The organism is Cupriavidus sp. C3SS-1, from assembly GCF_057073755.1.
Genome location: NZ_CP172699.1, coordinates 3212244 through 3238353, shown reverse-complemented (window position 1 = coordinate 3238353; position 26110 = coordinate 3212244). Strand labels below are relative to the sequence as shown.

26 protein-coding genes are annotated in these 26110 nt (G+C 66.3%); 10 read left to right on the top strand and 16 right to left on the bottom strand.

What is annotated here, in order from left to right:
- Positions 1-85: 85 nt before the first annotated feature.
- The 3 genes from glxR to gcl all read right to left on the bottom strand — a co-directional run bounded on the left by glxR (position 86) and on the right by gcl (position 3771).
- On the bottom strand, positions 86-1006 hold the full coding sequence (gene glxR / locus ACIGJC_RS15165; protein WP_483709778.1) for a 2-hydroxy-3-oxopropionate reductase: 921 nt from the start codon (positions 1004-1006) through the stop codon (positions 86-88).
- 70 nt (positions 1007-1076) lie between these two features.
- The gene (gene hyi / locus ACIGJC_RS15160; protein WP_483709776.1) at positions 1077-1859 is read right to left on the bottom strand and encodes a hydroxypyruvate isomerase; all 783 of its coding nucleotides are present in this window, start codon (positions 1857-1859) and stop codon (positions 1077-1079) included.
- A 127-nt stretch (positions 1860-1986) separates the two neighbouring features.
- Positions 1987-3771: a glyoxylate carboligase gene (gcl, locus tag ACIGJC_RS15155; RefSeq protein WP_483709774.1), complete on the bottom strand. Its 1785-nt coding sequence runs from the start codon at positions 3769-3771 to the stop codon at positions 1987-1989.
- Positions 3772-4001: 230 nt separating this feature from the next.
- Between gcl and ACIGJC_RS15150 the strand changes: the two genes are divergently transcribed.
- Positions 4002-4805: a hypothetical protein gene (locus ACIGJC_RS15150; protein WP_483709772.1), complete on the top strand. Its 804-nt coding sequence runs from the start codon at positions 4002-4004 to the stop codon at positions 4803-4805.
- Positions 4806-4874: 69 nt separating this feature from the next.
- On the opposite strand, the gene ACIGJC_RS15145 is transcribed toward ACIGJC_RS15150, so the two are convergent.
- Positions 4875-6086: a M20 aminoacylase family protein gene (locus tag ACIGJC_RS15145; RefSeq protein WP_483709771.1), complete on the bottom strand. Its 1212-nt coding sequence runs from the start codon at positions 6084-6086 to the stop codon at positions 4875-4877.
- A gap of 29 nt (positions 6087-6115) precedes the next feature.
- Positions 6116-7411, bottom strand: coding sequence for an MFS transporter (locus ACIGJC_RS15140; RefSeq protein WP_483709769.1), 1296 nt, complete (start codon positions 7409-7411; stop codon positions 6116-6118).
- A gap of 344 nt (positions 7412-7755) precedes the next feature.
- Here ACIGJC_RS15140 and ACIGJC_RS15135 point away from each other — a divergent pair, with 344 nt between their 5' ends.
- From ACIGJC_RS15135 to ACIGJC_RS15125, 3 genes are all read left to right on the top strand, one after another.
- A complete protein-coding gene (locus tag ACIGJC_RS15135) occupies positions 7756-8706 on the top strand; it encodes a LysR family transcriptional regulator (protein ID WP_483709768.1) in 951 nt (316 codons plus the stop codon).
- Positions 8707-8770: 64 nt separating this feature from the next.
- Positions 8771-9685, top strand: a complete 915-nt coding sequence (locus ACIGJC_RS15130) for a LysR family transcriptional regulator (protein WP_483709766.1) — start codon at positions 8771-8773, stop codon at positions 9683-9685.
- 20 nt (positions 9686-9705) lie between these two features.
- Positions 9706-10065: a DUF2784 domain-containing protein gene (locus ACIGJC_RS15125; RefSeq protein WP_483709765.1), complete on the top strand. Its 360-nt coding sequence runs from the start codon at positions 9706-9708 to the stop codon at positions 10063-10065.
- Here the strand turns inward: ACIGJC_RS15125 and ACIGJC_RS15120 are convergent.
- The 6 genes from ACIGJC_RS15120 to ACIGJC_RS15095 form a co-directional block, all read right to left on the bottom strand.
- Complete coding sequence (locus tag ACIGJC_RS15120) at positions 10062-10895, bottom strand: crotonase/enoyl-CoA hydratase family protein (protein WP_483709763.1); 834 nt, start codon at positions 10893-10895, stop codon at positions 10062-10064. The genes ACIGJC_RS15125 and ACIGJC_RS15120 overlap by 4 nt on opposite strands.
- Positions 10896-10965: 70 nt before the next feature.
- Positions 10966-12627: a long-chain-fatty-acid--CoA ligase gene (locus ACIGJC_RS15115; protein WP_483709762.1), complete on the bottom strand. Its 1662-nt coding sequence runs from the start codon at positions 12625-12627 to the stop codon at positions 10966-10968.
- A gap of 79 nt (positions 12628-12706) precedes the next feature.
- Positions 12707-13492 (bottom strand): enoyl-CoA hydratase-related protein, encoded by a 786-nt coding sequence (locus tag ACIGJC_RS15110; protein ID WP_483709761.1) that lies wholly within the window; start codon positions 13490-13492, stop codon positions 12707-12709.
- A gap of 32 nt (positions 13493-13524) precedes the next feature.
- The gene (locus ACIGJC_RS15105; RefSeq protein WP_483709760.1) at positions 13525-14325 is read right to left on the bottom strand and encodes an SDR family oxidoreductase; all 801 of its coding nucleotides are present in this window, start codon (positions 14323-14325) and stop codon (positions 13525-13527) included.
- A gap of 506 nt (positions 14326-14831) precedes the next feature.
- The gene (locus ACIGJC_RS15100; RefSeq protein WP_483711566.1) at positions 14832-15524 is read right to left on the bottom strand and encodes a GntR family transcriptional regulator; all 693 of its coding nucleotides are present in this window, start codon (positions 15522-15524) and stop codon (positions 14832-14834) included.
- A gap of 47 nt (positions 15525-15571) precedes the next feature.
- Positions 15572-16963 (bottom strand): C4-dicarboxylate transporter DctA, encoded by a 1392-nt coding sequence (locus ACIGJC_RS15095; protein WP_483709759.1) that lies wholly within the window; start codon positions 16961-16963, stop codon positions 15572-15574.
- 398 nt (positions 16964-17361) lie between these two features.
- On the opposite strand from ACIGJC_RS15095, the gene ACIGJC_RS15090 reads away from it, so the two are divergent.
- Positions 17362-18615 carry an allantoate amidohydrolase gene (locus ACIGJC_RS15090; RefSeq protein ID WP_483709757.1) on the top strand — a complete coding sequence of 418 codons (1254 nt, stop codon included), beginning with the start codon at positions 17362-17364 and terminating at the stop codon, positions 18613-18615.
- A gap of 49 nt (positions 18616-18664) precedes the next feature.
- The gene (locus ACIGJC_RS15085) at positions 18665-19933 is read left to right on the top strand and encodes a M20/M25/M40 family metallo-hydrolase (protein WP_483709756.1); all 1269 of its coding nucleotides are present in this window, start codon (positions 18665-18667) and stop codon (positions 19931-19933) included.
- A gap of 178 nt (positions 19934-20111) precedes the next feature.
- On the opposite strand, the gene ACIGJC_RS15080 is transcribed toward ACIGJC_RS15085, so the two are convergent.
- The gene (locus ACIGJC_RS15080) at positions 20112-20681 is read right to left on the bottom strand and encodes an N-acetyltransferase family protein (RefSeq protein WP_483709755.1); all 570 of its coding nucleotides are present in this window, start codon (positions 20679-20681) and stop codon (positions 20112-20114) included.
- A 157-nt stretch (positions 20682-20838) separates the two neighbouring features.
- Here ACIGJC_RS15080 and arsC point away from each other — a divergent pair, with 157 nt between their 5' ends.
- Positions 20839-21198, top strand: coding sequence for an arsenate reductase (glutaredoxin) (gene arsC, locus ACIGJC_RS15075; protein ID WP_483709754.1), 360 nt, complete (start codon positions 20839-20841; stop codon positions 21196-21198).
- A gap of 95 nt (positions 21199-21293) precedes the next feature.
- Here the strand turns inward: arsC and ACIGJC_RS15070 are convergent, their stop codons facing one another.
- The 3 genes from ACIGJC_RS15070 to ACIGJC_RS15060 form a co-directional block, all read right to left on the bottom strand.
- Positions 21294-21521: a hypothetical protein gene (locus tag ACIGJC_RS15070; RefSeq protein ID WP_483709753.1), complete on the bottom strand. Its 228-nt coding sequence runs from the start codon at positions 21519-21521 to the stop codon at positions 21294-21296.
- Positions 21522-21707: 186 nt separating this feature from the next.
- On the bottom strand, positions 21708-22355 hold the full coding sequence (locus ACIGJC_RS15065; protein WP_483709752.1) for an exonuclease: 648 nt from the start codon (positions 22353-22355) through the stop codon (positions 21708-21710).
- Between the two features lie 30 nt (positions 22356-22385).
- Positions 22386-23036, bottom strand: coding sequence for an MBL fold metallo-hydrolase (locus tag ACIGJC_RS15060; protein WP_483709751.1), 651 nt, complete (start codon positions 23034-23036; stop codon positions 22386-22388).
- Between the two features lie 260 nt (positions 23037-23296).
- Here ACIGJC_RS15060 and ACIGJC_RS15055 point away from each other — a divergent pair, with 260 nt between their 5' ends.
- Positions 23297-24043 carry a septal ring lytic transglycosylase RlpA family protein gene (locus ACIGJC_RS15055; protein ID WP_483709750.1) on the top strand — a complete coding sequence of 249 codons (747 nt, stop codon included), beginning with the start codon at positions 23297-23299 and terminating at the stop codon, positions 24041-24043.
- A gap of 91 nt (positions 24044-24134) precedes the next feature.
- Here the strand turns inward: ACIGJC_RS15055 and rsmI are convergent, their stop codons facing one another.
- Positions 24135-25031, bottom strand: coding sequence for a 16S rRNA (cytidine(1402)-2'-O)-methyltransferase (gene rsmI, locus ACIGJC_RS15050; protein WP_483709749.1), 897 nt, complete (start codon positions 25029-25031; stop codon positions 24135-24137).
- Between the two features lie 11 nt (positions 25032-25042).
- On the opposite strand from rsmI, the gene ACIGJC_RS15045 reads away from it, so the two are divergent.
- Together ACIGJC_RS15045 and ACIGJC_RS15040 are read left to right on the top strand one after the other, a co-directional pair.
- Positions 25043-25426 carry a YraN family protein gene (locus ACIGJC_RS15045; RefSeq protein WP_483709748.1) on the top strand — a complete coding sequence of 128 codons (384 nt, stop codon included), beginning with the start codon at positions 25043-25045 and terminating at the stop codon, positions 25424-25426.
- An 85-nt stretch (positions 25427-25511) separates the two neighbouring features.
- Positions 25512-26099: a phosphoheptose isomerase gene (locus ACIGJC_RS15040; protein ID WP_483709746.1), complete on the top strand. Its 588-nt coding sequence runs from the start codon at positions 25512-25514 to the stop codon at positions 26097-26099.
- The last annotated feature ends 11 nt before the right edge of the window (positions 26100-26110 follow it).

Sequence of the window (26110 nt, the reverse complement as noted above, 5' to 3'; positions counted from 1 at the left end):
ACTGAAACTGAGGCCGTCCCCGGCAAAGGGGACGGCATTTGCTGCAACTACAGGTACTGCGGATATTGCGAGTACAACGAAGCGCTTACTTGGCGCTGGCGATCTCGTGGTTCGACATGATCTCGATCGCGCGGCACAGGGCCGAGTGGTCGGCCTTGCCGAAGCCGTTCGCGGCGCAGGTGTTGAACAGTTCTTGCGCGGTCGCGGTGTTCGGCAGTGCCACGCCCAGCGCCTTGGCGCCCTGCAGCGCCAGGTTCAGGTCCTTCTGGTGCAGTTCGATGCGGAAGCCCGGATCGAAGGTGCGCTTGACCATGCGCTCGCCGTGCACTTCCAGGATGCGCGACGCGGCGAAACCGCCCATCAGCGCCTGGCGCACGCGTGCCGGATCGGCGCCGGCCTTCGATGCGAACAGCAGCGCTTCGGACACGGCCTGGATGTTCAGCGCGACGATGATCTGGTTGGCCACCTTGGTGGTCTGGCCGTCACCGTTGCCGCCCACCAGCGTGATGTTCTTGCCCATCAGCTCGAACAGCGGCTTGACCTGGTCGAACGCTTCCTGCGGACCACCGACCATGATCGTCAGCGACGCGGCCTTGGCACCCACTTCGCCGCCCGACACCGGCGCGTCCAGGTACGAAGCGCCCAGCTTGTTGATGCGCGCGGCGAAGTCCTTGGTCGCGATCGGGGAGATCGAGCTCATGTCGACCACGATCTTGCTGTAGCTGGCTTCCTTGCCGGCGGCCTTGAACGCGGCGGCGACACCCTTCTCGCTGAACAGCACCGCTTCGACGTGCGGCGTGTCCGGCACCATGATGACGATCACATCGGCGCGCTTGGCGACTTCCTCGGCGCTGGTGCAGACCGTTACGCCGGCATCGACCAGGAACTGCGGGGCCGGGTTGACGTCATGCACGAACAGCGTGTGGCCGGCGGCGCGCAGGTGCCCTGCCATCGGTGCGCCCATGATGCCCAGGCCGATAAAGCCGATATTGCGTTGGTTTGCCATGTTGTTAGTCTCCGATTGGATGTTAAGTCTGTGATGGATAGCGTGTGCGGTAACCCGTTACTGCACGTCGTTACTGCACGCCGTGGGCGGCGCGCCAGCCCAGGCCGGCTTCGGTGGTGGTCTTCGGCTTGTACTCGCAGCCGATCCAGCCGGTGTAGCCGATCTCGTCCAGGTACTTGAACAGGAATGCGTAGTTCAGCTCGCCGGTGCCCGGTTCGTTGCGGCCCGGGTTGTCGGCCAGCTGCACATGCTTGATTTTCGGCAGGTTCGCCTTGATGGTGTTGGCAATTTCGCCTTCCATCCGCTGCATGTGATAGATGTCGTACTGCACGTAGAGGTTGGGCGCGTTGACCTGGCTGATCAGGTCAACGGCCTGCTGCGTGCGCGACAGGAAGAAGCCCGGGATATCGAAGGTATTGATCGGCTCGATCAGCAGGTCGATATGCTCGGCGGCCAGCGCGTTGGCGGCGAAGCGCAGGTTTTCCACCAGCGTTTCCTGCGCCTGCTCGCGCTTCACGTTCTGCGGCTGGATGCCCACCAGGCAGTTGAGCTGGCGCACGCCCAGCACCTTGGCGTACTTGATGGCCTCGCCCACGCCGTCCTGAAATTCGCCGACGCGGTCCGGGTGGCACGCAATGCCGCGCTCGCCCGCATCCCACTTGCCGGCCGGCAGGTTGTGCAGCACCAGGTCGAGCTGGAAGCGGTTCAGGCGGTCCGCGATCTGGTCCGCGTGGAACGCATACGGAAACAGGAATTCCACGCCACGGAAGCCCGCGCGGGCGGCGGCTTCGAAGCGGTCGAGGAAACCGACTTCGTTGAACAGCATGGTGAGGTTTGCCGCAAGTTTGGTCATGAATCTCTCCGGTTTAATTGTGTTGTCGCTCCGCCGGTGCGGAGCCGGTTACTGCGTGTGCTGCAAATCAAGGGGGCGCTGACAGCGGCGCGGGTTGCTTTTTTCCGCGCCGCATGGGGAGGCTTGCTTACGCCGTTTCCACTTCTTCCTTCAGGATCGCTTCTTCGATGTCTTCGAGGTCCTCGATCGGCTCGAACTCGTTGATGTTGTCGATCTCGGTGCCCATCGCGATATTGGTCACGCGTTCCAGGATCACTTCAACGACCACCGGCACGGAGAACTCGGCCATGAGGTCGCGCGCTTCGGCAAAGGCCGGGGCGATGTCTTCCGGCTTGAACACGCGGATCGCCTTGCAGCCCAGGCCTTCCACAACCTTGACGTGGTCCACGCCGTAGCCGTTCAGCTCGGGCGAGTTGACGTTGTCGAACGCGAGCTGCACGCAGTAGTCCATCTCGAAACCGCGCTGCGCCTGGCGGATCAGGCCGAGGTAGGAGTTGTTCACCACCACGTGGATGTACGGCACCTTGAACTGCGCGGCTACGGCCAGTTCTTCGATCATGAACTGGAAGTCGTAGTCGCCCGAGATCGCCACCACATCCGAATCCGGCGAAGCGGTCTTCACGCCGATCGCGGCCGGGATGGTCCAGCCCAGCGGGCCGGCCTGGCCGCAGTTGATCCAGTGGCGCGGCTCGTTGACCGACAGGAACTGCGCCGCGGCGATCTGCGACAGGCCGATGGTGCTGACGTAGCGCACGTCGCGCGGGAAGTACTGGTTCATCTCGCGGTACACGCGCTGCGGCTTGACCGGCACGTTGTCGAAGTCGCTCTTGCGCTGCATGGTGCGGCGGCGCTTCTGCACGTCGGCCACCCACGACTTGCGGCACGGCAGGCGGCCGGCCATCTTCATTTCGCGGGCGACTTCAACGAACAGTTCCAGCGCGGCCTTGGCATCCGACACGATGCCCAGGTCCGGGCCGAACACGCGGCCGATCTGGGTCGGTTCGATATCGACGTGCACGAACTTGCGGCCCTTGGTGTAGACGTCGACGCTGCCGGTGTGGCGGTTGGCCCAGCGGTTGCCGATGCCCATCACGAAGTCCGAGGCCAGCAGCGTGGCGTTGCCGTAGCGGTGCGAGGTCTGCAGGCCGACCATGCCGGCTTGCAGCGGGTGGTCGTCGGCCAGCACGCCCCAGCCCATCAGCGTCGGCACCACCGGCACGTTGACCAGCTCGGCGAACTGGACCATCAGGTCGGCCGCGTCAGCGTTGATCACGCCGCCGCCGCACACCAGCAGCGGACGCTCGGCCGCGTTAAGCATGGCGATGGCCTTCTCGATCTGGGCGCGCGAGGCGGCCGGCTTGTACGGCTGCAGCGACTGGTAGGTCTCGATGTCGAATTCGATCTCGGCCACCTGCACGTCGAACGGCAGGTCGACCAGCACCGGACCCGGACGGCCCGAGCGCATGATGTGGAACGCTTGCTGGAACACTTGCGGCACCAGTGCCGGCTCGCGCACGGTCACGGCCCACTTGGTCACGGGCTTGGCGATCGACTCGATGTCGACGGCCTGGAAATCTTCCTTGTACAGGCGGGCGCGCGGGGCCTGGCCGGTAATGCAGAGGATGGGGATCGAATCGGCCCAGGCCGAGTACAGGCCGGTGATCATGTCGGTGCCGGCGGGACCCGAGGTGCCGACGCAGACGCCGATATTGCCCGGCTCGGCACGGGTGTAGCCTTCGGCCATGTGCGAGGCGCCTTCGACGTGGCGGGCCAGCACGTGGTTGATGTTGCCCGACTTGCGCATCGCCGAGTAGAACGGGTTGATCGCCGCGCCCGGCACGCCGAACGCCGTGGTCACGCCTTCCTTCTCCAGCACCGCGATGGCCGCGTCGATTGCTCTCATCTTTGCCATGATCTTTGTCTCCAGTTGGGGTGGGTTTTCCGTTGGAGTTGATCCTATTCCCGCAGCCGGTGTGGGATAAAGGGAAGCGAGATCAGTTGATTCGATACCTGGAGTTTGCAATGTAGCCTTGGAAGGCCTGACGGACGGTCGGCGCCCTGTCCGCCCGTGCCGGGATTCGAGATGCCGTGTGATGATCTGGATACGCGAAGTGCTATCCGCGCTACGCGGCTGCGGCGACAATGGCGCATTCGTCCCGCCGCGCCGACTCGAACCACCACCTTCCCAGCGCCATGTACTCCCGGCTACCGTCCACCTACGAACTGCTCGAGGCCCTGGCGACTGCGCCCGCGCCCGCACCCGTGCCGGCCTCCGTCAGCGCTGCCGGGTCGGGGCCGCAGGCGCCGCGGATTGCGCGGGGTCTGTGGCTGGGTTTCGTGGTCACGCTGGTGGCAACGCTGCTGGTGGCCGGCGGCCTGGCTGTATGGCGGCTGGTACTGAAGCATCCGCTGGCACCGTGGTCGGTCCGGCTGGCCGAGGCCCTGCTGGTGCTGTGTGCCGCGTGCTATGCCGGGGCAGGCCTGATGCGCCTGCCGGGCGTGCTGGCGATCGTTCGCAATCCGCTGCGCTGGCAGGCCGGCCAGATGGACCTGGACAGCGCCATCGAGAACGCGCTGCTGCGCCGGCTGGGGCGGATTCATCCGCTGCAGCTGCAGGCGCGGCAACGGCGCGTGGCCTTGCAGCTGCGGCTATGGGAAGGGATGGCGCGCACCGTGGGGCTGCTGCTTGCGCTGGCGCCCGCGGCGCTGGTGCTGGTGAGCGGGCTGCATCCGTTGCCGCATCAGGCCGAGATGAAGGGATCGCTGCTGGGGCTTTACGCCGTGATGGTGGTGGTTGGCGCGGCGTTTTATCTCTATGTGCATGTGCAATGCAGCCGGCCGCTGCGGCGGCTGTCGCATGTGCTGGGTGAGGCGGCCGAGATCAATGCGCGGGTGGGGGCGCGGAGCCGTTCCGCGGTCGTTCCTGAACAGGCCGCTCCCGTTTGAGCGCTGACGCATGTTGGCTCCCCTCTCCCACTGGCGTGGGAGAGGGGAGCCAACCGGCGCCTGCGTGTCTTATTCCACCAGGTACGTCTGCGCCAGCCTCACCCACGCCGCCGCTCCCAGCGGCAACACCGCATCATTGAAGTCATAGCCCGGGTTATGCACCATGCATCCCCCGAACTCGCCTTCGCCGTTGCCAAGGATCAGATAGCAGCCCGGCACCGCATTGAGCATCCACGCAAAATCCTCGCTGCCGTTCAGGCCCTTGGGCGCCTGCGTGACCACGTTGTCCGCGCCAACCAGTTCCGCGCAAACACGCTGCGCCAGCTGCGTTTCCGCTTCGGTATTGACCATCGGCGGCGTGAGCTGGCGGTAGTCGATCTGTGCTTCCACGCCATGCGCCTGCGCAGTGAGCGACACGATTTCGCGGATGCGCTGCTCCACCAGCGCGCGCGTTTCAGGACGCGCCGCGCGCACGTTCAGCCCGATCGTCACGGACTCGGGGATGACGTTGTGCGTAGCGCCGCCGCGGATAAAGCCGACCGACACGACGGCGGTGTCGTCGGGCGCGACATTGCGCGCGACCACGGTTTGCAATGCGGTGACGATCGCCGCCGACGCTGCGATCGGGTCGCGCGCACGGTGTGGCATCGCCCCGTGGCCGCCGACGCCCTTGATGGTGACGTCCGCCACATCGGACGACAGACTGACCGGACCCGGCAGCACGCGGAAGGTGCCGGCCGGCACGCCGGGCATGTTGTGCAGCGCGAATACGGCGTCGCACGGGAAGCGCTCGAACAACCCGTCCTCGATCATCGCGCGCGCGCCGCACAGGTTTTCCTCGTCGGGCTGGAAGATCAGGTTCAGCGTGCCGTCGAAATCGGGGTGGTCGGCCAGCGCCTTGGCCGCGGCCAGCAGGATCGCCGTGTGGCCGTCGTGGCCGCATGCATGCATCTTGCCGTGCAACTGGCTGGCGTAGGGCAGGCCGGTGGCCTCGACCACCGGCAGCGCATCCATGTCGGCGCGAATGCCAAGGCGGCGCTTGCCGCTGCCGCGCCTGAGCTGCCCCACCACTCCGCTCTTGCCGATGCCCGTGTGGACTTCATAGCCCCACGCGGCGAGCATCGTGGCGACCAGCTTGCTGGTCACGCCGACTTCGAAGCCGAGTTCGGGTTGCGCATGGATCTGGCGGCGGATGCCGACGAAGGTCTCGGCGTCGATATTGATGTTCGGCAGCAGGTGCGGCAGGTACTGGAAAGGCTTGAGCGTAGGTGCGCGGGTCATGGATCGGGTCTCCGGAAGAATGGTGGGATTCAGTGCGCGCGGCGCTCGCGGATGCTCAGCACGGCGATCAGGGTGATGACGCTGCAGACCAGCATGTACCAGGCCGGCGACAGCGGGTTGCCGGTGCGCGAAAGCAGCCACGTGACGATGAACTGCGAAGAGCCGCCGAATACGGTGACGCCCACGCTGTAGATCACCGACAGCCCGCTGGCACGCACACTGGCCGGCAGCATCTCCAGCATCATCAGGAACATCGGCGTGGTGCCCAGGTTGATGCCGGCGGTCAGCAGCGCCGACAGGCCCAGCACCAGCGGCACGCTCGGGTAGGCATTGATCAGCCAGAAGGCGGGATAGACCGCCAGCATGCTGAACACCAGCGACGCCACCACCAGCGGCTTGCGATGCGTCAGGCGGTCGGCCAGGCGCCCCGCAATCAGCGATACGACCGTCAATGTGATACCGGTCACGCAGCCAGACAGGAACGACAGCGACGGCGGCATCTTCAGCACGCGGATCATGTACGTCGGCATGAAGAACACCACCAGGTACATGGTCGCGGTGCCGGCCGTGGTAGCGAGAATGCCCTTCACCACCGTGGCCCAGTGGTGGCGGAACAGCTCGCCGAGCGGGCTCGGCGCGTGGGCGTCGGCCTGGTGCGTTTCATCGAGGTTGGCGCGGATGTAAAGGCCCACAGGGGCGATCAGCAGGCCCACCAGGAACGGCAGGCGCCAGCCCCAGCTTTCCAGCGATTCGGTCGGCAGCAGCGTGTAAAGAGCGGCACCGGTCAGCGCGCCCAGCAGCGCCGAGATGCCCTGGCTGCCGAGCTGCCAGCTCACGCGCCAGCCGCGGCCGCGCACGCCGCCGGATTCCATCAGCATGGCGGTCGAGGCACCAATTTCGCCGCCGAGCGAAAAGCCCTGCAACAGGCGGCCGGCCAGGATCATCAGCGAACCGAACACACCTGCCGACGCATACGGCGGTGCCAGGGCAATGCACAGCGTGCCCGCCACCATCAGGGCGATGGTTAGCGTCATGGCGTTCTTGCGGCCACGACGGTCGGCGTAGCTGCCGATCACGACGCCGCCAAGCGGACGCATCACGAAGCCGATGCCGAAGGTGGCCACGGCCAGCAGCAGGGAACCGTACGGATTGTCGGACGGGAAGAACAGCTTGCCGATCAGCAGCGAGAAAAAACTGTAGACGGTGAAATCGAACATCTCCAGCGCATTGCCCAGCGAGCAGGCGGCAATCAGCCGGAATTGGCTCTGCGTGCGTGCCGGCGTGGCAAGCGTGCCGGTATTCGCGGCGAGGGTGGTGTCGTTCATGCGGTCTCCACGAACTGGTGGGGGGGAGGCGCGCGCAGGGCCGGTCTTGTTCGTGCCGGTTGGTTGGGGTCCGCGCTGGCCGTGGGGTGGCTAAGGCTGCGATGAAGTATTCAGGCAAACGCGGTGGGACAAAAAATCATATATTTTCATCTTGATAACCAAATCGAATCACCGTCATAACCGGTTGCTGGCGGGTATCAGGACAACTACTGATCCCGGGGCGAAACCCAGCGCCGGCGCGGGATGGCGGGAAAGCGGCGTGCGCCGCGCATGGATCGCGCAAGCCCGCAAACGGGGCGTGCTGCACTGCATGCGGGCGCACGGCATCACGAAACAGGGGACCGATGAAGCTGCAACAACTGCGCATCCTGCTGGCCGTGGCCGAGCACGGCAGCATCCATGAGGCGGCGCGCGCGCTGCATATCTCGCAGCCGGCGCTGTCCAAGGCGATCGCGGAGCTGGAACGCGAACTGGGCGTCACGCTGATGTCGCGCTCGGTGCGTGGGGTGAGCCTGACGGCCTATGGCGTGGCGCTGGTCAAGCGTGCCAGCGTGGTGGAACAGGAGCTGCGGCACGCGCTGGAGGACATCGAGTCGATCCGCGGCCACGCCGAGGCCGAACTCAATATCGGCTTCACGGCGGTGGCGTCGAGCGGGCCGCTGCCGGATGCGATGGCGGCATTCCGCCAGCGCTTTCCGAACGTGGCGCTGCGCGGCTTCGAACTGCGTCCCCAGCAGATCCAGGAAGGCTTGCGCGAAGGCCGCCTGGATCTGGGGTTGATCTCTACCAACAGCGGACCGGGATCGGCATCATTCCAATGGGAGCCGCTGTTTTCGGTCGGCATGAAGCTGGCCGTGCGCACCGGCCACCCGCTGCGGCGCGCGCGGCGCCTGCGGCCGTTGCTCGATGCGGACTGGCTCGTGCTGGATCCGGTGGACGACGCCGGCAGCCCCCTGGCCAGCCTGATGCGCCTGCACCGGCTGGAAATGCCGCAGCGCGTGGTGCAGAGCGCATCCAACCTGCTCGGCCTGCAACTGGCGACCAAGACCGACCTGGTCAGCATGTGGTCGGACTTCGTCTTCTTCGGCACGGGCGGCCCGCTGCAACTGGTACGCGATGCGCTCACGCCGCTGCCGATCCAGGACGAGCTGCCCGATTTCCGCGTGTTCCTGGTCTACCGCTCGGTGGACCTGATGACCCACGTCTGCGCGGAATTCGTGCGTGAGGTGCGCCATTGTGCCCGCCAGATGGAAGCGCCGCATGCCACCATGCGCAAGTCCCGATCCGCTTCATAAGTGCCGGCGAGGTGCCAGTGCCGCGCCGATGCCGCACAATGGCGGGCAGGAGACGCAATACCCTATGGACAAACTGAAACAGATAGAAGCCTTCATCGCCGTGGTCGAACACGGGAGCATGGCAGCCGCCGCGCTGACCCAGGACGTCACGCCGGTGATGATCGGACGCCGCATCAACGCGCTGGAAGCGCGCATCGGCGTCAAGCTGCTGCACCGCTCGACACGGCGCATCGTGGTGACCGAGCAGGGCGCCGTATTCATGGAGCAGTGCAAGAAGGCGCTGGCCGACCTGGACCGCGCCGAGATGCTGATCGCCGAAGGCAAGCACAAGGCCACCGGCCACCTGATCGTGTCGGCCCCGGCCGCGTTCGGCCGCAAGCACGTGGCGCCGCATGCGCCGGCCTTCCTGGCGTCGAACCCGGAAGTGCAGATTTCCTTCAACCTGACCGACCGCGTGGTGGACCTGGTCCGCGAAGGGTACGACGTGGGCATCCGCATCGGCGGCGCCATCGACCCGAACTTTGTCGCGATCAAGCTCGCCACGAACAAGCGCGTGGTATGCGGTACGCCCGGCTATTTCGCGAAACATGGCGTCCCGCTCACGCTCGACGACCTGCAGCACCACAACTGCCTGGCCTTCAACCTGCAGGGCGGCCAGCAGCGCGGCTGGTACTTCCAGCAGAACGGCAAGACCGTGACGGTGCGCGTCAACGGCAACCTCGACTGCAACGACGGCGAGTTGCTGCACCGCTGGACCGGCGAGCACCTGGGCCTGGGCTGGCGCTCCACGTGGGAGATCCTGCCGCAACTGGAAAGCGGCGAGCTGGTCACGGTGCTCGACGAGTACGCCTTGCCGGACTACGACATCCTTGCCGTGTACCCGCAGCAGCGTCCGGTACCAGCCAAGATCCGCTTCTTCATCGAGCACCTGAAGGCGCAGTTCGCGCTGCCGGGTTACTGGACCGGGCGCAGCGGCTGACCGATCGACGGGAGCAAGCGATGGCGGCGTGGCTGGCGGACCTGGTGGTCGTGATCCACCTCCTGTTCATTGCGTTCGTGGTGGGCGGCGCGCTGCTGCTGTTTCGCTGGCCTCGCGTGGCTTGGGTGCATCTGCCGGCGGCAGCGTGGGGCGTCCTCGCGGAGTGGTCAGGGCGGATTTGTCCGCTGACGCCGCTGGAGAATGCGTTGCGCCGCGCGGCGGGGGAGGCGGGATATGGCGGCGGGTTTGTCGAGCGGTATTTGCTGCCGGTGATTTATCCGGCGGGACTGACCCCAGCCATACAGCTATGGCTGGGCGTGTTTGTGCTGGTGCTCAATCTGATCATCTACGCGGGATGGTGGCGGCGCCGGCGACCCTAGCTCTGCGCCGCCTCAAATCGCGGCGCGCGTTTCTCCAGGTTCGCCCGCACCGCTTCACGCTGGTTCGGCGAGCCGACCAGCTTGTCCTGCTCCATCGACTCGGCCATCAAAATGGCCGCGTTGTCGCCACCCTCGACCACGTCCATCAGCCGCTTGGCGGCCCGGATCGCGTGCGGATTCTTCTGCGCAACCTGGCGCGCCGCGTCCAGCGCGGCGCTGCGCGGATCCACCACGACGCGCGTGACCAGGCCTAACTCGCACGCTTCCACGCCGGTGAGCACGCGGCCCGTGTAGACCAGCTCGCGCAGCACGTCCGCGCGCACCAGCCCGCGCGTCAGCACCATGCCGGCCATGTCGGGCACCAGGCCCCACTTGATCTCCATGATCGAGAGCTTGGCGTCGGCCGTGACGAAGCGCACATCCGCGCCCAGCGCGACCTGCAAGCCCCCGCCGAACGCTACGCCATGCACGGCGGCAAACACCGGCACTGGCAACTCGCGCCACACCATGCACGCGTACTGCGGTCGATTGGAGATGCCATGCGCGCGCGCGGCAAGACGCCCCGGGCGCATGCCGGGATCACCGCCCGCGCCATTGCCGAGCATGCCGGCCATGCTTTCCATGTCCAGGCCCGCGCAGAACCCGCGGCCTTCGCCTGACAGCACCACCGCGCGCAGGTCCGGGGTCTCGCGCAGCTGTTCGCCAGTGGCGATGAGCGCGTCGAACATGGCGGGATCGAGCGCGTTCATCTTGTCGGCGCGGTTCAGGCGCACATCGGCGACGCCGTCCTCGATGGTCACAATGATGCGGTCGGTGCTGCTGGCGCTCATGCGCGGCTCCTTCGGTCTTAGTTCAGTGTTGGGATCGCTGCCCGCGCTGCGATAGCACGGGCAGCGGGACTTACGCCGTGCGCTCGTCGCGCGTGGTCGGCAGCACGTAATTGCGGTATTGCTCGCGCAGCTTCAGCTTGAGCAGCTTGCCGGTGGCCGTATGCGGCAGCGAATCGACGAACACCACGTCGTCAGGCACCCACCAGCGCACCACCTTGCCAGCCAGGAAGGCAAGCAGTTCTGCAGCAGTGACTTCGTGATCAGGCCGCTTCACCACGATCAGCAGCGGTCGTTCCTGCCACTTCGGATGCGGCACGCCGATCACCGCGGCCTCGCCCACGGCGGGGTGGCTCATGGTGGCGTTTTCCAGGTCGATCGAAGAAATCCACTCGCCGCCGGACTTGATCACGTCCTTGGCGCGGTCGACGAGCTGCACATAGCCTTCGGAGTCGATGTTGGCTACATCGCCGGTATCGAACCAGCCGTCGTTATCGAGTGCGTCGTGCTCGGCCTTGAAATAGCCCGACGCGATCCACGGCCCGCGCACCTTGAGCCGGCCGAAGGCCTTGCCGTCGTGCGGCAGCGCGCGGCCTTCGTCGTCCTCGATGCGCAGTTCGACGCCCCACAGCGCGCGGCCTTGCTTGAGCTTGATCTTGAGCTGCTCGGCCTCGCTGAGGCCGGCATGCTGCGGCAACAAGGTGTTGATCACACCGATCGGGCTGGTCTCGGTCATGCCCCAGCCCTGCACCAGCGACGCGCCGAACTGCTTCTCGAAGCGCTCGATCATCGCCGCGGGCGCGGCCGATCCACCCACGCCAGCCACGCGCAATGCCAGCTCGCGCGGATCGATCTCAGGGTGGGCGTCCAGGTACTGGAACAGCATCAGCCACACCGTAGGCACCGCGGTGGAATAGTCCACGCGCTCGTCGCGCAGCAAGCGGTACACGCTTTCGCCGTCGAGATGCTGGGCCGGCAGCACCATCTTCGCGCCATTCATCGCGCACGCGTAGGGCAGGCCCCAGGCATTGGCATGGAACAGCGGCACGATCATCAGGATGCTGCTGGCCGGGCTGACGCCGAAGGTGTCGGAGCCGCTCGCCTTGAGGCTGTGCAGCACGGTGGAGCGGTGCGAATACAGCACGCCCTTGGGATTGCCCGTGGTGCCGGACGTGTAGCACAGCGACGATGCGGTGCGCTCGTCGAACTGGGGCCACTCGTAATCCTCGCTGCTGCCGGCGAGCAGGTCTTCGTAGCAGAGCAGGTTGGGAATGCCCGCGTCGGCCAGCACCGCCATGTGTTCGGGATCGGTCATGGCCACGTAGTGCCTGACGGTCTTGAGCTGCGGTGCGAGCTTCGCGACCAGCGGCGCGAAGCAGCTGTCGAAGCACAGCACGCTGTCTTCGGCGTGGTTGACGATGTATCCGATCTGCTCGGGGAAGAGCCGCGGGTTGACCGTATGGAGCACGGCGCCGGAGCCTGACACGCCGAAATACATCTCCAGGTGCCGGTGCGTGTTCCACGCCAGCGTGCCGATGCGGTCCCCTTCGCTCAGGCCCAGCTTGGCCAGCGCGTTGGCCAGCCGCTTGGCGCGGCGATGCACCTGGTCGTAGTTGCTGCGCACCGTGCCGCCTTCCACGGTGCGCGAGATGATCTCCTGTTGCGGGTGGTACGCCGCCGCGTACTCGATCAGCGATGAAATCAACAACGGACGGTCTTGCATGAGGCCCAGCATGATGCGTCTCCTTGTGTTGTTCTCGTGATGCCCCGGGATAGTCATCCCGGGGGTACTGCATACGGCGACAACAGGTGGATCAGCGGCCCTTGAACTGCGGCGGGCGCTTGGCCGTGAACGCGGCCACGCCTTCGCGGAAGTCCTCGCTGCGGCAGGCCACCGACTGCTGCGACGCCTCCAGCTCGAGCTGCGCCGGCAGGTCATTCTCCAGGCTGGCGTTGAGCGACGCCTTGATCAGGCCGTAGGCGAGGGTCGGCATGTTGGCGAGGTGGTGAGCCATCTTGCTGGCTTCGGCCTGCAGCGCGTCGTCGGCGTGGACCTTCCACACCAGGCCAATGCGCTGGGCTTCCTCGGCGTCGATCTTCTCGGCCAGGATGGCCAGCGCACGGGCGCGCATTTCGCCCGCGTAGCGCGGCACGAAGTAGGTGCTGCCGGCATCGGGCACCAGGCCGATCTTCGAGAACGCCTGCAGGAACGAGGCCGATTTTCCGGCCAGCACCACATCCGCTGCCAGTGCGATGCTCATGCCAGCACCGGCGGCAACGCCGTTCACGGCGCTGATCACGGGCTTGGGCATTTCGCGCAGCTTGAGGATGAGCGGGTGATAACGCTCGCGCAGCAGCGCGCCGGAATCGGCCATCTCGCCGCCGGCATTCTGGCGCGCGGCCAGGTCAGCGCCCGACGAAAAGCCGCGGCCGGCGCCGGTCAGCACGACGGCGCGCACCGACGCGTCGTCGGCGGCGCGATCGACGGCAGCGCGCAGTTCCTGCAACAGTTCGGCGTTGAGCGCGTTCAGGACTTCAGGGCGGTTCAGGGTGATGGTGGCCACGCCTTCGCTGGCGTGGTAGAGGACGGGGGAAGTCATCGCGGTATTTTCCTTCGGGTGATCTTGGTGGTTCAGTTGGTCTTCAGGGCATCGGCCGAGGCGTCGCCGAGCTTGCTGCCGCCATCGCAGTCGAGGATGGTTCCGGTGACGTAGCGCGCGTTGTCGCAGCTCAGGTACAGCGCGGCATCGGCAATGTCCTGCTTGCTGCCGTAGTCCCGCAGCGGCAGGCGGCCCTTGTAGCGCGCTTCCATCTCCGGCGTGGGCGCCAGGCGCGCCATGCCTTCGGTATCCGCGATTGGACCGGGAGAGATGCCGTTCACGCGCACGCCGGCCGGGCCCCATTCCATCGCCAGGCATTTCACCAGCATGTTGATGCCGGCCTTGGCCGCGCACGCGTGGGCCTGGAACATCATCGCGTTCACACCCTGCGGCGCGGTGATGGCGATCAGCGAGGCACCCGGCTTGTTCAGGTAGTCGAACGACGCGCGGAACACATTGAACGTGCCGATCAGGTCGATATCCACCACGGTCTTGAAGCCGTTGGCCGACATGCCGACCACCGGCGCAAGGAAGTTGCCGGCCGCGCCCGAGATGACGATGTCGATGGGGCCGAGCGTGTCGCATGCCTGTTTCAGCGCCGCTTCCACGGCGGCGTAGTCGCGCACGTCGGCGGCCATGCCGATGGCGGTGCCGCCGGCCTCGGTAATGGTGGCTGCTGCAGCGGCAACGCGCTCCGGGTCGCGGCTGATCAGCGCGAGCCTTGCGCCAGCGCGGGCAAAGTTCTGTGCGATGCCAAGGTTGATGCCGGACGAGCCGCCGGCCACGAACACGGTCTTGCCGGCGAGCGCGTCAGGACGAAATGCACTGGACATGGGGATTCCCTCTGTTGAATGAGTGAGCGAAGCAAGGCGCCGGCGTGCGGACGGCATGCCAGCGGTTCACGTAAAGGGAGCAGGGGAAGCAGGGGATGCAGGGGAAAAGTGGCCAGTTTCAGCGCGATGCGCGCTGGGTCGGCCAGGCATTGCTGCAGGGATCGGCGTAGGCGCAAACGTGCATGGGTGTCTCCTGTCTGTAGTTTTGGCTGGCTCGGCCTGCGACATGCTAACCCGAAGACGGATTCGATTCATGCACGCCCTGCGCAATACCGCGCCGCAGCACCGGAAATTATGTGGCGCCACGCGGCGGCGCGGCAACCAGCAAAGACAGGCTTCCAAAAAGAAAAAGCCCGCACACCGTTGCGGTGTGCGGGCGGGCCTGCCGGATGAATCAGAGATGTATCAGGTAGGCGCAGTGCCCGTGAAGTGCGCCCCCGCGTCTTCACGAGCGGGGTCAATATTGCATCGCCGCACCCGGAAGCGCTTTGATTGGGGTCAACCACTCAGGCGAGCAGCGCCGCAACCAGGTCCTTGCCGCGCGCCGCGGGCGCGCTTTCCTCGAAGTGCAGGGCGGCTTCGACATGGCTCAGGTGGTCGACCATCAATGCCACGGCGCGCTCCACGTCGCCCGCGCGGGCCGCTTCGATGAATTCGCGGTGCTCGTCGGACGAGCAGGCCGCGTCGCGCCGCGACTGGTACAGCATGGTGATGACCGCGCTGCGCGCGGACAGCTCGCGCATCATCTCGGTCAGCACGCTGTTGCCGACCACTTCGGCCAGCACGATGTGGAAATCGCCAAGCAGGCGGGTGCGGGTCTGGGCGTCGATGCCTTCAATCGACTTGCGCTCGGACGCCAGGTGCTTGTCGATGCGCTTGTAGTCCGCCGGCCGCGCCTTGGCGACGAACTCGCGCGCGAGCGCGGCTTCCAGGATGCGGCGAACCGCAAAGACCTCGCGCGCCTCTTCGGCGCTCGGCTTGGCGACGAAGGCGCCCTTGTCCGGCACGATCTGGATGACCTTGTCCTTGGACAGCATCAGCAGCGCCGCGCGCACCTTGGTGCGGCTCACGCGGTAGACGCTGGCCAGGGCTTCCTCCCGCAGCTTGGTGCCCGGGGGCAGCCGGTGCGAGACGATCGCCGCGACGATGTCTTCGGCGATCGCTTCGGCGGTCATGTCGGGATCGATATGCTCGGGCATGGCTTGCATGGGCGCAGGGCCTGCGCGTTGGAGGAAATGCCGAGATTCTAGCGTCCCGCCGCGGGCGACGGCACAGGCGCCACCACTTCGGCCGCATCGGCCATCGGCAGGCCCTCGTCCAGTTCAGTGGCCGGCACCATGCCGTTGAGCACGTCATGCGCGCGGCCGCGGTCGATATCCTTTTCCCAGGCGGCCACCACCACGGTGGCCACGCAGTTGCCGATCAGGTTGCCCAGGGCACGGGCAATGCCGATAAACCAGTCAACGGAAAGCACCAGCACAAGGCCAATCGCCGGGATGGCCGGATGCGCGGACAGTGTTGCCGCCAGGATCACGATCGCGGAGCCCGGGATGCCATGCGCGCCCTTCGAGGTAATCAGCGCCACCGCCAGGATGCCGAGCAGATCGCCCATGGCCAGCGGCGTATTGGTGGCCTGCGCGATAAACACGGCAGCCAATGTCAGGTAGATCGAGAACGCGTCGAGGTTGAACGAATAGCCAGTCGGGATCACCAGGCCGACCACGGACTTCTTGATGCCCATGAATTCGAGCTTCTTCATCACCTGCGGCAGCACGCTGTCGGACGAAGCGGTGCCCAGCACCACCAGCAGCTCCGCGCGCAGGTAGCGGATCAGCTTGATCACGGAGAAGCCGCACAGCCGCATGATTGTGCCCAGCACCACGAGCACGAAGAGGGTCACCGCGCCGTAGAACAGCACCACCAGGAAGCCCAGCTGCTTGAGCGAGCCGATGCCGTACTTGCCCACCGTGAATGCCACCGCGCCCAGCACGCCCAGCGGCGCGAGCTTGATGATGAAGCCCATCATCTTGAACAGCGTGTGCGAGAAGGTATCGATCAGGCTGACCAGCGGCCTGGCCTTTTCACCGACCAGCGACAGCGCGCAGCCGAACAGCACCGAGACCAGCAGCACCTGCAGCACGTCGCCGCTGGAGAAGGCGCCCATGATCGTGTTCGGGATCAGCTTGAGCAGGAAGTCGGCCGTGCCCTCGCTCTTCACCTTGGTGGCGTTCTCGATGTAGCCGGCAATGGCGGAAGCGTCGAGCGAACGTGGATCTACGTTCATGCCGGTGCCCGGATGGAACACATAGGCCAGCAGGATGCCGAGCCCTAGCGCAATGGTGGTGACGATCTCGAAGTAGAGCACCGCCTTGATGCCCACGCGGCCGACCTTCTTGAGTTCGCCCGCGCCGCAGATGCCGGCCACGACCACGCAGAACACGATGGGGCCGATCAGCATCTTGACCAGCTTGATGAAGGCGTCGCCCAGCGGCTTTAGCTTGGCGGCGAATTCGGGGAATAGCATGCCGAGCACCGTGCCGATCACCAGGGCGATCAGCACCTGGCCGAACAACGAGCGGGTAAAGCGGGTGTGGAGGCGGCCACCAGGGGCGGGGCGCGACTGGACTGCGTGCTGCATGGTTGTGTCTCCGTACCGGGTCGTCGCCTGCGCCGTTCGCTGGCCCGCCCGTTATCTGATTCCAGGATTGCCTGGCTGCCGGGTACTGATTTATTGCCCGGGCTGCCGGCCTGCCGTTCAGGACGCACCGTCGAGTCTCGGAAGCATCACCCCGCGGAATGCCCCCCTTGTCGGGGCGGAATCCACGCAATCCATTGTTCGGACCGGATTGTCCGCAACGGATTGTCTGAACGTTGAAGCGAATATAGTGCATATCATTTTTGTATGCAATTTTTGAATTCACTGTGCTACCATGAATCGCACAGAATAGAGCTTCGGCCCGGGGTTTCGTACTCCGTCTGGCGCCCTCGCCAGACCGCGTGCCGCCGCTCCAAAGCCCTTCCAGCAGGAGACAACGCATGGCAGCAAACCTGTCGCCGTCCGCAGACATCGGCACGCGCATCATGGCCTGGCACGACGCCCTGGCCGTCCATACCGAGCAGCCCGGCATGCTCACCCGCACCTACCTGACCGAGGCCCACCACGGCGCCGCCGCGCAGCTGACCGAGTGGATGCAGGCCGCCGGCATGACCGTGCGCCGCGATGCCGCCGGCAACGTGATCGGCCGCTATGAAGGCACCGAGCCCGGCGCGCCCGCGCTGCTGACCGGTTCGCACTTCGACTCCGTGCGCGACGGCGGCCGCTATGACGGCAACCTCGGCGTGATCCTGCCGGTCGCCTGCGTGGCCGAATGGCATCGCCAGGGCAAGCGCTTCCCGTTCGCCATCGAGGTGGTCGGGTTCGCGGAGGAAGAGGGCGTGCGCTTCAAGGCCACGCTGCTGGGCAGCCGTGCGATTGCCGGCACTTTTGACGCCAACGTGCTCGACAACGTCGATGACAGCGGCAAGACGATGCGCGAAGTCATGGCCGCGGCCGGCTTCGACCCGGCTGGCCTGCCCGCCGCCGCGCACGATCCGAAACAGGTGCTGGCCTTCATCGAAGTCCACATTGAACAAGGACCGGTCCTGCTGAATGAAGGCCTGCCGGTCGGCGTGGTGACCGCCATCTCCGGCGCGAGCCGTTTCCTCGTCGAACTGGAAGGCCTGGCCGGCCACGCCGGCACGGTGCCGATGGACATGCGCCGCGATGCGGCCATGGCCGGTGCCGAGATCGGCCTGTACATCGAGAAGCGCTGCGGCGGCAAGCCGGGGCTGGTCGGCACGGTCGGCCAGTTCAACGTGCCCAATGGCGCGACGAACGTGGTGCCGGGCCGCGCGGTGTTCTCCATCGACATCCGCTGCGGCGAGGACGCCGAGCGCGAGGCCGCCGTCAATGACGTGCTGGCCGAGATCGAACGCGTGTGCGCACGCCGCAACGTGCGGGCGCAGGTGCGCAAGACGCACGAAGCCAGGAGTGTTCCATGCGCCCCGTGGCTGCAGGAACAATGGGCCGCCGCCATCGCCCGCCAGGGCGTGCCGGTGCGCCACCTTCCCTCCGGCGCCGGCCATGACGCCATGGCCATTGCCGCGATTGCCGACGTCGCGATGCTGTTCGTGCGCTGCGGCAACGGCGGCATCAGCCACCACCCCACCGAAATCATGACCGCCGAGGACGCCGAACTGTCCGCGCGCGTGTTCAGCGATTTCGTCGAGCAATTCCAACGGCAGCAATAAGCTGCGCCCCGGAACGCTTAAGCTACAGCACAACCCCTGAGAACAAGACATGACCGCACGAGACAATATGAACCCGACCGAAACCACGCTGACGACGTTCATCGACCAGCACCGCCCGCAGCAGGAAGCCTTCCTGGCCGAGCTGGTCAAGGTGCCCTCCGACAACCCGCCGGGCGACTGCGACGCCCATGGCAAGCGCGCCAAGGAACTGCTCGAAGGCCTGGGCTTCACCGTCGAAGCGCACAAGGTGCCTGACGAGCAAGTCAAGGCGGCCGGCATGATCAGCGCCACCAACCTGATCGTGCGCAAGCAGTTCGGCACGGGCGGCCCGGTCATCGCCATGAACGCCCACGGCGACGTGGTGCCTCCGGGCCTGGGCTGGACCAAGGACCCGTACGGCGGCGAGATTGCGGACAGCGAGCACGGCCCGGTCATGTACGGCCGCGGCGTGGCCGTGTCCAAGTCGGACTTCGCCACCTACACCTACGCCGTGCTGGCGCTGATGGAAGCCGAGAAGCAGGGCGCGAAGATCAACGGCGCGGTCGAGCTGCAGTTCACCTATGACGAGGAAACCGGCGGCGACATCGGCCCCAAGTTCCTGCTCGACAACAACCTGAGCAAGGCCGACTACGCGATCTCGGCGGGCTTCTCGTACGGCATCACGTCGTCGCACAACGGCTGCCTGCACGTCGAAGTGACGGTCAAGGGCAAGCAGGGCCATGCCGCCATGCCGCACACCGGCGTGGACGCGATCGAAGCCGCCACGCATATCCTGCAGGCCATCTACGGCCTGCGCGCCGAGCTGGCCACGCGCAAGTCGAAGGTGCCGGGCATCGACACCGCCACGCTGAACGTCGGGCTGATCAAGGGCGGCATCAACACCAACGTGGTGCCGGACCTGGTGACCTTCCGCGTCGACCGCCGCATGATCCCGGAGGAAATCGGCTTCGACGCCGAGGGCGAGCTGCGCGCCGTGGTGGAAAAGGCCGCCAAGGATCGCCCGGGCATCGAGGTGAAGGTCGAGCGCATCATCCTGGCCGAGCCGCTGTCGGAACTGCCCGGCGTGGAAAAGCTGATCGGCGCGCTGAAGGGCCGTGCCGAGTCCGTGTTCGGCGTGGACATCCCGGTGCAGGGCGTGCCGCTCTACACCGACGCGCGCCACTACACCAAGCGCGGCATCCCGACCGTGCTGTACGGTGCCGGCCCGCGTACGCTGATGGAAGCGCGCGGCCACAACTCGGACGAGAACCTGCGCCTGAATGACCTGAACCGCGCGACCAAGGTGGTGGCGCTGGCGCTGTCGGACCTGATGAAGTAAGTCAAAGCCGCATCACCCATGGCGACAGCCCGCAGCAATGCGGGCTGTTTTCATTTGTGTCGAGTGAGGCAACCGATATTGCCGCCGGATGAATAACGTTATCCAACTTAACGCCTTAATCATTCATTCAGTCGATGGAATCGACGCCCGCCATGCACCAAACTGGTGTCCGACGGTGCTAACGAGCTGATTCTGGCAAACTACCGCGCCCGATCCCGAGCTCGCGCTGCATCAACACCGTATCGATCCACTGCCCATGCTTGAAGCCGACCGCTTCAAGCCGGCCGACTGTTCGGAACCCGAGCCGTTCATGCACGGCGAGCGATCCGGCGCCTTCGCCGCTGGCCGTGCAGGCGACGACGGCCACCATCTGCCGCCAGGGACCGGTCTCGCAGCGCGCGATCAGCGCTTCCAGCAGCGTCCGTCCCAGGCCTTCACCCACACATCGATGATCGATGTAGATCGAATCCTCGATGGCAAAGCGGTAGGCGCTGCGCGCACGGTACGAAGACGCGTAGGCGTAGCCGAGCACCTCGCCATCTCGCTCCGCAACCAGGTAGGGCATGCCCTTGCGCAGGACTTCGGCCATGCGCAGCTGCATGTCATCGGTGTTCGGCGGCGTTTCCTCGAACGAAGCCCGGCCATGGAGCACATGATGGGCGTAGATGGCCTGGATAGCCGGCACGTCGGCCGGACTGGCGTCACGCAGGGTGAAGGGCTTGCTTAGCGGCCCCGTAGTGGCCGGCATGGGCGGATTCGTCATGATGGAAGGGCGCACACCGCGCTCCAAGGAAGGGTAGATGTGCATGCGACCAGCACAATGCATGCCGGAGCACACACGCGAGCTTGCACTACGCTGGTGCACGTATATAGTGCGTCATTATTCGACAAGAAGGACAGCTGCCATGATCACGATCTATCACAACCTCCGCTGCTCAAAATCGCGCGAAACGCTGGTCATGGTCGAAGCCGCCGCCGAACGCCTGGGCGAGCCGCTGGAGATCGTGGAGTACCTGAAGGTTCCGCCCTCCCTGACGACGCTGCGCCAACTCCAGACCATGCTGGGCGTGTCCGCGCGCGAGATGATGCGTGACAACGAGGCGCCTTATGCGGAACTGGACCTGGCGGACCCGGGCCTGACCGAGGCGGAGTTGCTGGCCGCGGTGGCTGACAATCCTGTCCTGCTGCAGCGGCCCGTGGTGGTACGGAATCGCCGTGCGGTGATCGGCAGACCGCCGGAGAACGTGGTGCCGTTGCTGGCCTGAAGGTTTGAGAGGTTGGTAGCCCTTAAATAAAACCGGCCTTCACGAACGTGAAGGCCGGCCCGGTCAGTCAAGCGGAATCGCTTCAGGCGAGTCGTCTAATAAACACCCAGCCAGTGCGCGGCTTCCTGACCGAAAGAGATGGCCGCCATCACAACGAGCAGCACGACCAGCACGACCGTGCTCACGTACAGGGTGGCCCTGGCGACTTCGGCGTCCTCGTCCAGGCTGTGGCGGTGCTGGATCTGCGTTTCATGGCGCGCCGGATGCGGCCAATGGATCCGGCCGGCCAGTTCCCTGAAGTGCAGGTCGGTTGGAATACGCATGATCAACTCCTCCTCGATGGGAGCCGCGCAGGCCGGGTGACAGGATCAGGCTGGCAGATGGTGTTGATTGCGCTGGGTCCGCGCATCGCAAGTCGTCTGGTTTCACCCGGTGTCGCCACCTGCATCTTTACTATAGGCGGGCTGGGCGCAGATGCCAGTCCGCGCACATGCAGTGCGGCCCCGGACCTACGGAGCGAGGGGTGGAGGTGAGGGTTCGCTTGCTTCAAAAACCTCGCCAGAGGCCAATCGGGCTTCTCGCGCACGGACTTCAGCGAGCATGTTGCAGAACAAGGCGCCTTGCTCCAGCGCGTCGTCCAGCGCCACGTGGGTATGGGGTAGCGGGTCCTTCCAGGCGTCCGGGAAGGCCGGCTTGATGGTCTTGCGGTACGGCAGGCCAGTCAGCGCGAAGCCCAGCGTCTTGACGTCGAGCGCGGCCCAGCCGAACGGCGAACGGCCCGCGAAGCGCATCATGTACCAGAACATCCACGTGAAATCGAAGCCGGCCGGGAAGGCCACGAAGACCGGCTTGCCAGGCAGGCTCTCGACCCATTCGACGTAGCGCACGAGGGCCAGCTCGGGCGGCTGCAGGTCGCGCCGGCAGGCGGTCCAGGCTTCGGGCTGGGTCTCCCACCATTGCATCTGGACCGGATGGCCCACCGCGCCCGGCAGGGTTTCAAGGTTCGCCGAGAAGGTGCCCACCACGGTCTTGTCGGCCAGCATGGCGGCCGAGGCGAACGACAGCATCGAGTGGGGGCCGGGAATCGGCCCGTCGGCCTCGATGTCGGTGCTGACGTAGATTTCCGGGCGGGTATCGGGGGCTTGTCGTTTGGCCATGGCGCTTGCGCTTGCGGACTGGCCTGCCGGTCAGGCCGCGTCGATGAGGTGATCGGCGACGTACGGGTTGTTGCGGCGCTCTTCGCCGAACGTCGATACCGGGCCGTGGCCGGGGATGAAGGTCACGTCCTCGCCCAGCGGCCACAGCCGCGTGCGGATCGAGCGGACCAGGTCGGCATGGTTGCCGCGCGGAAAATCGGTGCGGCCGATCGAGCCGGCGAACAGCACGTCGCCCACCACCGCGAGCCGGTTCCCGCGCGAAAAGAACACCACGTGGCCCGGCGTGTGGCCGGGGCAGTGGTAGACCTCCAGCGTTTCGCCGCCGAACTGGACGCTATCGCCGTCCTGCAGCCAGCGATCGGGCTCGAACACCTCGGCCTGGCCAAAACCGAAGCGGCGTGTCTGTTCCGGCAACTGTTCGATCCAGAAGCGTTCATCCTCCTGGGGGCCTTCAATCGGGATGCCGAGCTGGCGCGACAGCGCCGCGGCACCGGCGCAATGGTCCACGTGGCCATGCGTCAGGAAGATCTTTTCCAGCGTCACGCCCTGTTCCTTCACCGCCTCCAGGATACGATCCAGGTCGCCGCCGGGATCGCACACGGCCGCCTTGCCGGTGTGCTCGTCGATCAGCAGCGAACAGTTTTGCTGGAAGGGCGTGACGGGGATCAGCAGGACTTTCATGAGTGTCTTTTCGTAGGCCGCGACGGGGCTCGGTCGCATGCGGCGGGTTGTGCCGGCATTGTAGCGCCGGCCGACCTCGAGGCTCGTTCATCGCCACGAATGTGATTATTGAGTTACCTACATCCCGCACTCGCCATCGCCCGCAATCCCTTGCCAGGCGGTGGATTCCGGGGAATTGAGGGGCCGTTCGTGCGAGATCGCACATAATTCGTAACAAAATCAATGGTATAGCTGCAGCGGTACGATGTTAGACTCCCGCGATGAATTGGATTCTGCCGATCACCTCCGGCTGGCAGCGGCTGGCAAAACTGGGCACATGCACGGCATGCGCCGTAGTGCTGGCCGCCTGTGCAACGCCGCCCGAAGGCGGCGATTCTTCGAGCGCCGGCACTTCCGGCGCTGTGCCGACCAAGGCTGCGCGCACCCCGAAAACGGCCCAGGCCGACAAGCCGGATACCGGCAGCTGGAACCTGTTCGGTGTCGAGCAGGAAGACAGCAGCCTGAGCGGCCGGTCGCTGGACGGCCTGCGCGCCGACATGGGCTCGTTCGAGCAGCGCGGCATGGCTTCCTGGTATGGCAAGGGCTTCCATGGCCGCAAGACCGCCAATGGCGAACGCTTCGACATGCGCGCGATGACCGCGGCCCATCCGTCGCTGCCGCTCGATAGCTGGGTGCTGGTGCGCAACCTGCGCAACAACAAGGTGGCCGTGCTGCGCATCAACGACCGCGGCCCGTACCACGGCAACCGCGTGCTGGACGTGTCCTACGGCGCCGCGCGCCGCCTGGGCTTTGTCGACCACGGCGCCACGCAGGTGGAGATCCGCCGCCTGTCGCGCACCGAAGTGGCCGCGCTGGGCCCGCAGTTCGACGCCGGCGGCAATGAAGCCGGCGACGGCGCCGGCGATGACGATGTCGCGGTGCCCGAACTGGCGAACTCGCTCGCGCCCGCCAAATCGCACAAGGCGTCCGCGAAGGGCCACTCGACGGCCAAGCGCAAGCGCCACTGAACAACGCGGGCCGAGCATGCCGCCGCGCGCGCCGGTCCTACCTTCCGCCTGTCTCTGCCTTTCCCGCCTTCCCGGCCTTCCCCGCTTTTCCTCAGTCCCCGCCGCGCTGCGCCAGTGCCAGCTTGTAGAGCGCATCGGTATCCGCGCCGGTGATCGCGGCGGCCAGCTTGGCCGCGCGCTTCGCGGGCAGCTCGGCCAGCAGCAACGACAGGACGCGCTGCGCTTCGGCGTCGGGCGCGCCATCGTCCGCGGTTCCCGCCGCGCCTTCAACCACCAGAACGAATTCGCCTTTGGCGCGCGTGGCCTCGGCGGCCAGCCATGCGGGCGCCTCGCCAACGGTTATCACCGGGGTTTCCTCGAACAGCTTGGTCAGCTCGCGCCCGATCAGCAGCCGGCGCGTGCCCGGCAGGCCGGCGGCCAGCGCGGCCAGCGTTTCGGCAATGCGGTGCGGCGCTTCGTACAGGACCCAGGCGTGGTCAAGCGCAGCGAGCGTGGCGATCGCCTCGGCGCGCGCCTTGGCCTTGCTCGGCAGGAAGCCGACAAAGGTGAAACGGCCCGCGCCGGGTTCGAGCATTTCGCCGGCGACCGACAGCGCCGCCACGGCGGCACTCGGGCCGGGCAGCGGCACCACGGGCAGGCCGGCGGCGCGCGCCGCCTCGACCAGCCGCGCGCCGGGATCGGAAATGCCCGGCGTGCCGGCGTCCGACACATAGGCAATGCGCTCGCCGGCGGCCAGGCGCTGCACAATGCGGCCGGCGGCCTCGCGCTCGTTGTGCTCGTGCACCGCGACCAGCGGGCGCTGCAGGCCAACGCGCGACAGCAGCTGCCCCGTATTGCGGGTGTCTTCGCAGGCAATGGCATCGGCCAGGCCGAGCACATGCAGCGCGCGCAGCGACAGGTCCGCCACATTGCCGATCGGGGTCGCCACGACATACAGCGTGCCGGCCGGGTACGACTGGCCGGCCGCCAGCGAGATCCAGTCACTCATGAGAACTTCCGTTGATTCGATCATTCAAAAGCACGACGCAGGCGCGTGGTGCGCTGGCCGAAGACCGCGCGCTTGCCCACCTGCAGCGGCACGGCTTGCAGCCCGTGGTGCGCAATTATCGCTGCAAAGGCGGGGAGATCGACCTGGTGATGCGCGCACCGGACGACACGCTGGTGTTTGTCGAGGTGCGCCAGCGCAGCGCGGCCGCGTTTGGCGGCGCGGCGGCCAGCGTGACGCCGGCCAAGCAGCGGCGCCTGGTGCTGGCGGCGCTGCACTACCTGGGTACGCTGGCGCAGCAGCCGCCATGCCGGTTCGACGTAGTGGCCCTGGCGCCAGGCCGGCTCGAATGGCTGCCGCACGCCTTCGACCTGGATGCCGCGGGCGACCTTTTCTGAGCGCGGCTGGCGGCCGCGCTGGTTCATAATGCGCGATATCGCGCGGCACGTGCCGCGACAGCAACAACAAGACCCCCATCGAGCGATGAGCATCGAAAGCATTCAGCAGCAATTCCTGGACAGCGCCGACACCAAGCGCCAGGCCGCGGACATGATGGCGCCGCACATCGACGCCGCCATCGAACGCATGGTCGGCGCGCTGACCAGCGGCAACAAGATCCTGGCCTGCGGCAATGGCGGTTCGGCCGCCGACGCCCAGCATTTCGCCGCCGAACTGGTGGGCCGCTTCGAACGCGAGCGGCCCGGCCTGGCGGCGATCGCGCTGACCACCGACAGCTCGATCCTGACCGCCATCGGCAACGACTATGACTTCAGCATGGTGTTCTCCAAGCAGGTCGAGGCGCTGGGCCAGCCCGGCGACATCCTGCTGGCGCTGTCCACGTCAGGCAATTCCGCCAATGTGATCGCCGCGATCGAAGCCGCGCGCCAGCGCGACATGAGCGTAATCGCGCTGACGGGCAAGGGCGGCGGCCAGATCGGCGCCATGCTCGACGAATTCGACATCCACCTGTGCGTGCCGAGCGAGCGAACGGCGCGCGTCCAGGAAGTCCACCTGCTCACCCTGCATTGCCTGTGCGATGGTATCGACGAGGCATTGCTCGGCGAAGCCTGACCCACTTACCC

Excerpts from the sequence above, each read along its gene's own strand:
- glxR (WP_483709778.1), bottom strand. The coding sequence starts at position 1,006 with ATGGCAAACCAACGCAATATCGGCTTTATCGGCCTGGGCATCATGGGC.
- ACIGJC_RS15080 (WP_483709755.1), bottom strand. The coding sequence starts at position 20,681 with ATGCCGGCCACTACGGGGCCGCTAAGCAAGCCCTTCACCCTGCGTGAC.
- ACIGJC_RS15150 (WP_483709772.1), top strand. The coding sequence starts at position 4,002 with ATGGCGCATTCGTCCCGCCGCGCCGACTCGAACCACCACCTTCCCAGC.
- ACIGJC_RS15100 (WP_483711566.1), bottom strand. The coding sequence starts at position 15,524 with ATGCCCGAGCATATCGATCCCGACATGACCGCCGAAGCGATCGCCGAA.
- ACIGJC_RS15085 (WP_483709756.1), top strand. The coding sequence starts at position 18,665 with ATGACCGCACGAGACAATATGAACCCGACCGAAACCACGCTGACGACG.
- ACIGJC_RS15130 (WP_483709766.1), top strand. The coding sequence starts at position 8,771 with ATGGACAAACTGAAACAGATAGAAGCCTTCATCGCCGTGGTCGAACAC.
- ACIGJC_RS15110 (WP_483709761.1), bottom strand. The coding sequence starts at position 13,492 with ATGACTTCCCCCGTCCTCTACCACGCCAGCGAAGGCGTGGCCACCATC.
- gcl (WP_483709774.1), bottom strand. The coding sequence starts at position 3,771 with ATGGCAAAGATGAGAGCAATCGACGCGGCCATCGCGGTGCTGGAGAAG.
- hyi (WP_483709776.1), bottom strand. The coding sequence starts at position 1,859 with ATGACCAAACTTGCGGCAAACCTCACCATGCTGTTCAACGAAGTCGGT.
- ACIGJC_RS15145 (WP_483709771.1), bottom strand. The coding sequence starts at position 6,086 with ATGACCCGCGCACCTACGCTCAAGCCTTTCCAGTACCTGCCGCACCTG.
- ACIGJC_RS15105 (WP_483709760.1), bottom strand. The coding sequence starts at position 14,325 with ATGTCCAGTGCATTTCGTCCTGACGCGCTCGCCGGCAAGACCGTGTTC.
- ACIGJC_RS15095 (WP_483709759.1), bottom strand. The coding sequence starts at position 16,963 with ATGCAGCACGCAGTCCAGTCGCGCCCCGCCCCTGGTGGCCGCCTCCAC.
- ACIGJC_RS15060 (WP_483709751.1), bottom strand. The coding sequence starts at position 23,036 with ATGAAAGTCCTGCTGATCCCCGTCACGCCCTTCCAGCAAAACTGTTCG.
- ACIGJC_RS15065 (WP_483709752.1), bottom strand. The coding sequence starts at position 22,355 with ATGGCCAAACGACAAGCCCCCGATACCCGCCCGGAAATCTACGTCAGC.
- rsmI (WP_483709749.1), bottom strand. The coding sequence starts at position 25,031 with ATGAGTGACTGGATCTCGCTGGCGGCCGGCCAGTCGTACCCGGCCGGC.
- arsC (WP_483709754.1), top strand. The coding sequence starts at position 20,839 with ATGATCACGATCTATCACAACCTCCGCTGCTCAAAATCGCGCGAAACG.
- ACIGJC_RS15135 (WP_483709768.1), top strand. The coding sequence starts at position 7,756 with ATGAAGCTGCAACAACTGCGCATCCTGCTGGCCGTGGCCGAGCACGGC.
- ACIGJC_RS15055 (WP_483709750.1), top strand. The coding sequence starts at position 23,297 with ATGAATTGGATTCTGCCGATCACCTCCGGCTGGCAGCGGCTGGCAAAA.
- ACIGJC_RS15125 (WP_483709765.1), top strand. The coding sequence starts at position 9,706 with ATGGCGGCGTGGCTGGCGGACCTGGTGGTCGTGATCCACCTCCTGTTC.
- ACIGJC_RS15140 (WP_483709769.1), bottom strand. The coding sequence starts at position 7,411 with ATGAACGACACCACCCTCGCCGCGAATACCGGCACGCTTGCCACGCCG.
- ACIGJC_RS15120 (WP_483709763.1), bottom strand. The coding sequence starts at position 10,895 with ATGAGCGCCAGCAGCACCGACCGCATCATTGTGACCATCGAGGACGGC.
- ACIGJC_RS15040 (WP_483709746.1), top strand. The coding sequence starts at position 25,512 with ATGAGCATCGAAAGCATTCAGCAGCAATTCCTGGACAGCGCCGACACC.
- ACIGJC_RS15090 (WP_483709757.1), top strand. The coding sequence starts at position 17,362 with ATGGCAGCAAACCTGTCGCCGTCCGCAGACATCGGCACGCGCATCATG.
- ACIGJC_RS15115 (WP_483709762.1), bottom strand. The coding sequence starts at position 12,627 with ATGCTGGGCCTCATGCAAGACCGTCCGTTGTTGATTTCATCGCTGATC.
- ACIGJC_RS15070 (WP_483709753.1), bottom strand. The coding sequence starts at position 21,521 with ATGCGTATTCCAACCGACCTGCACTTCAGGGAACTGGCCGGCCGGATC.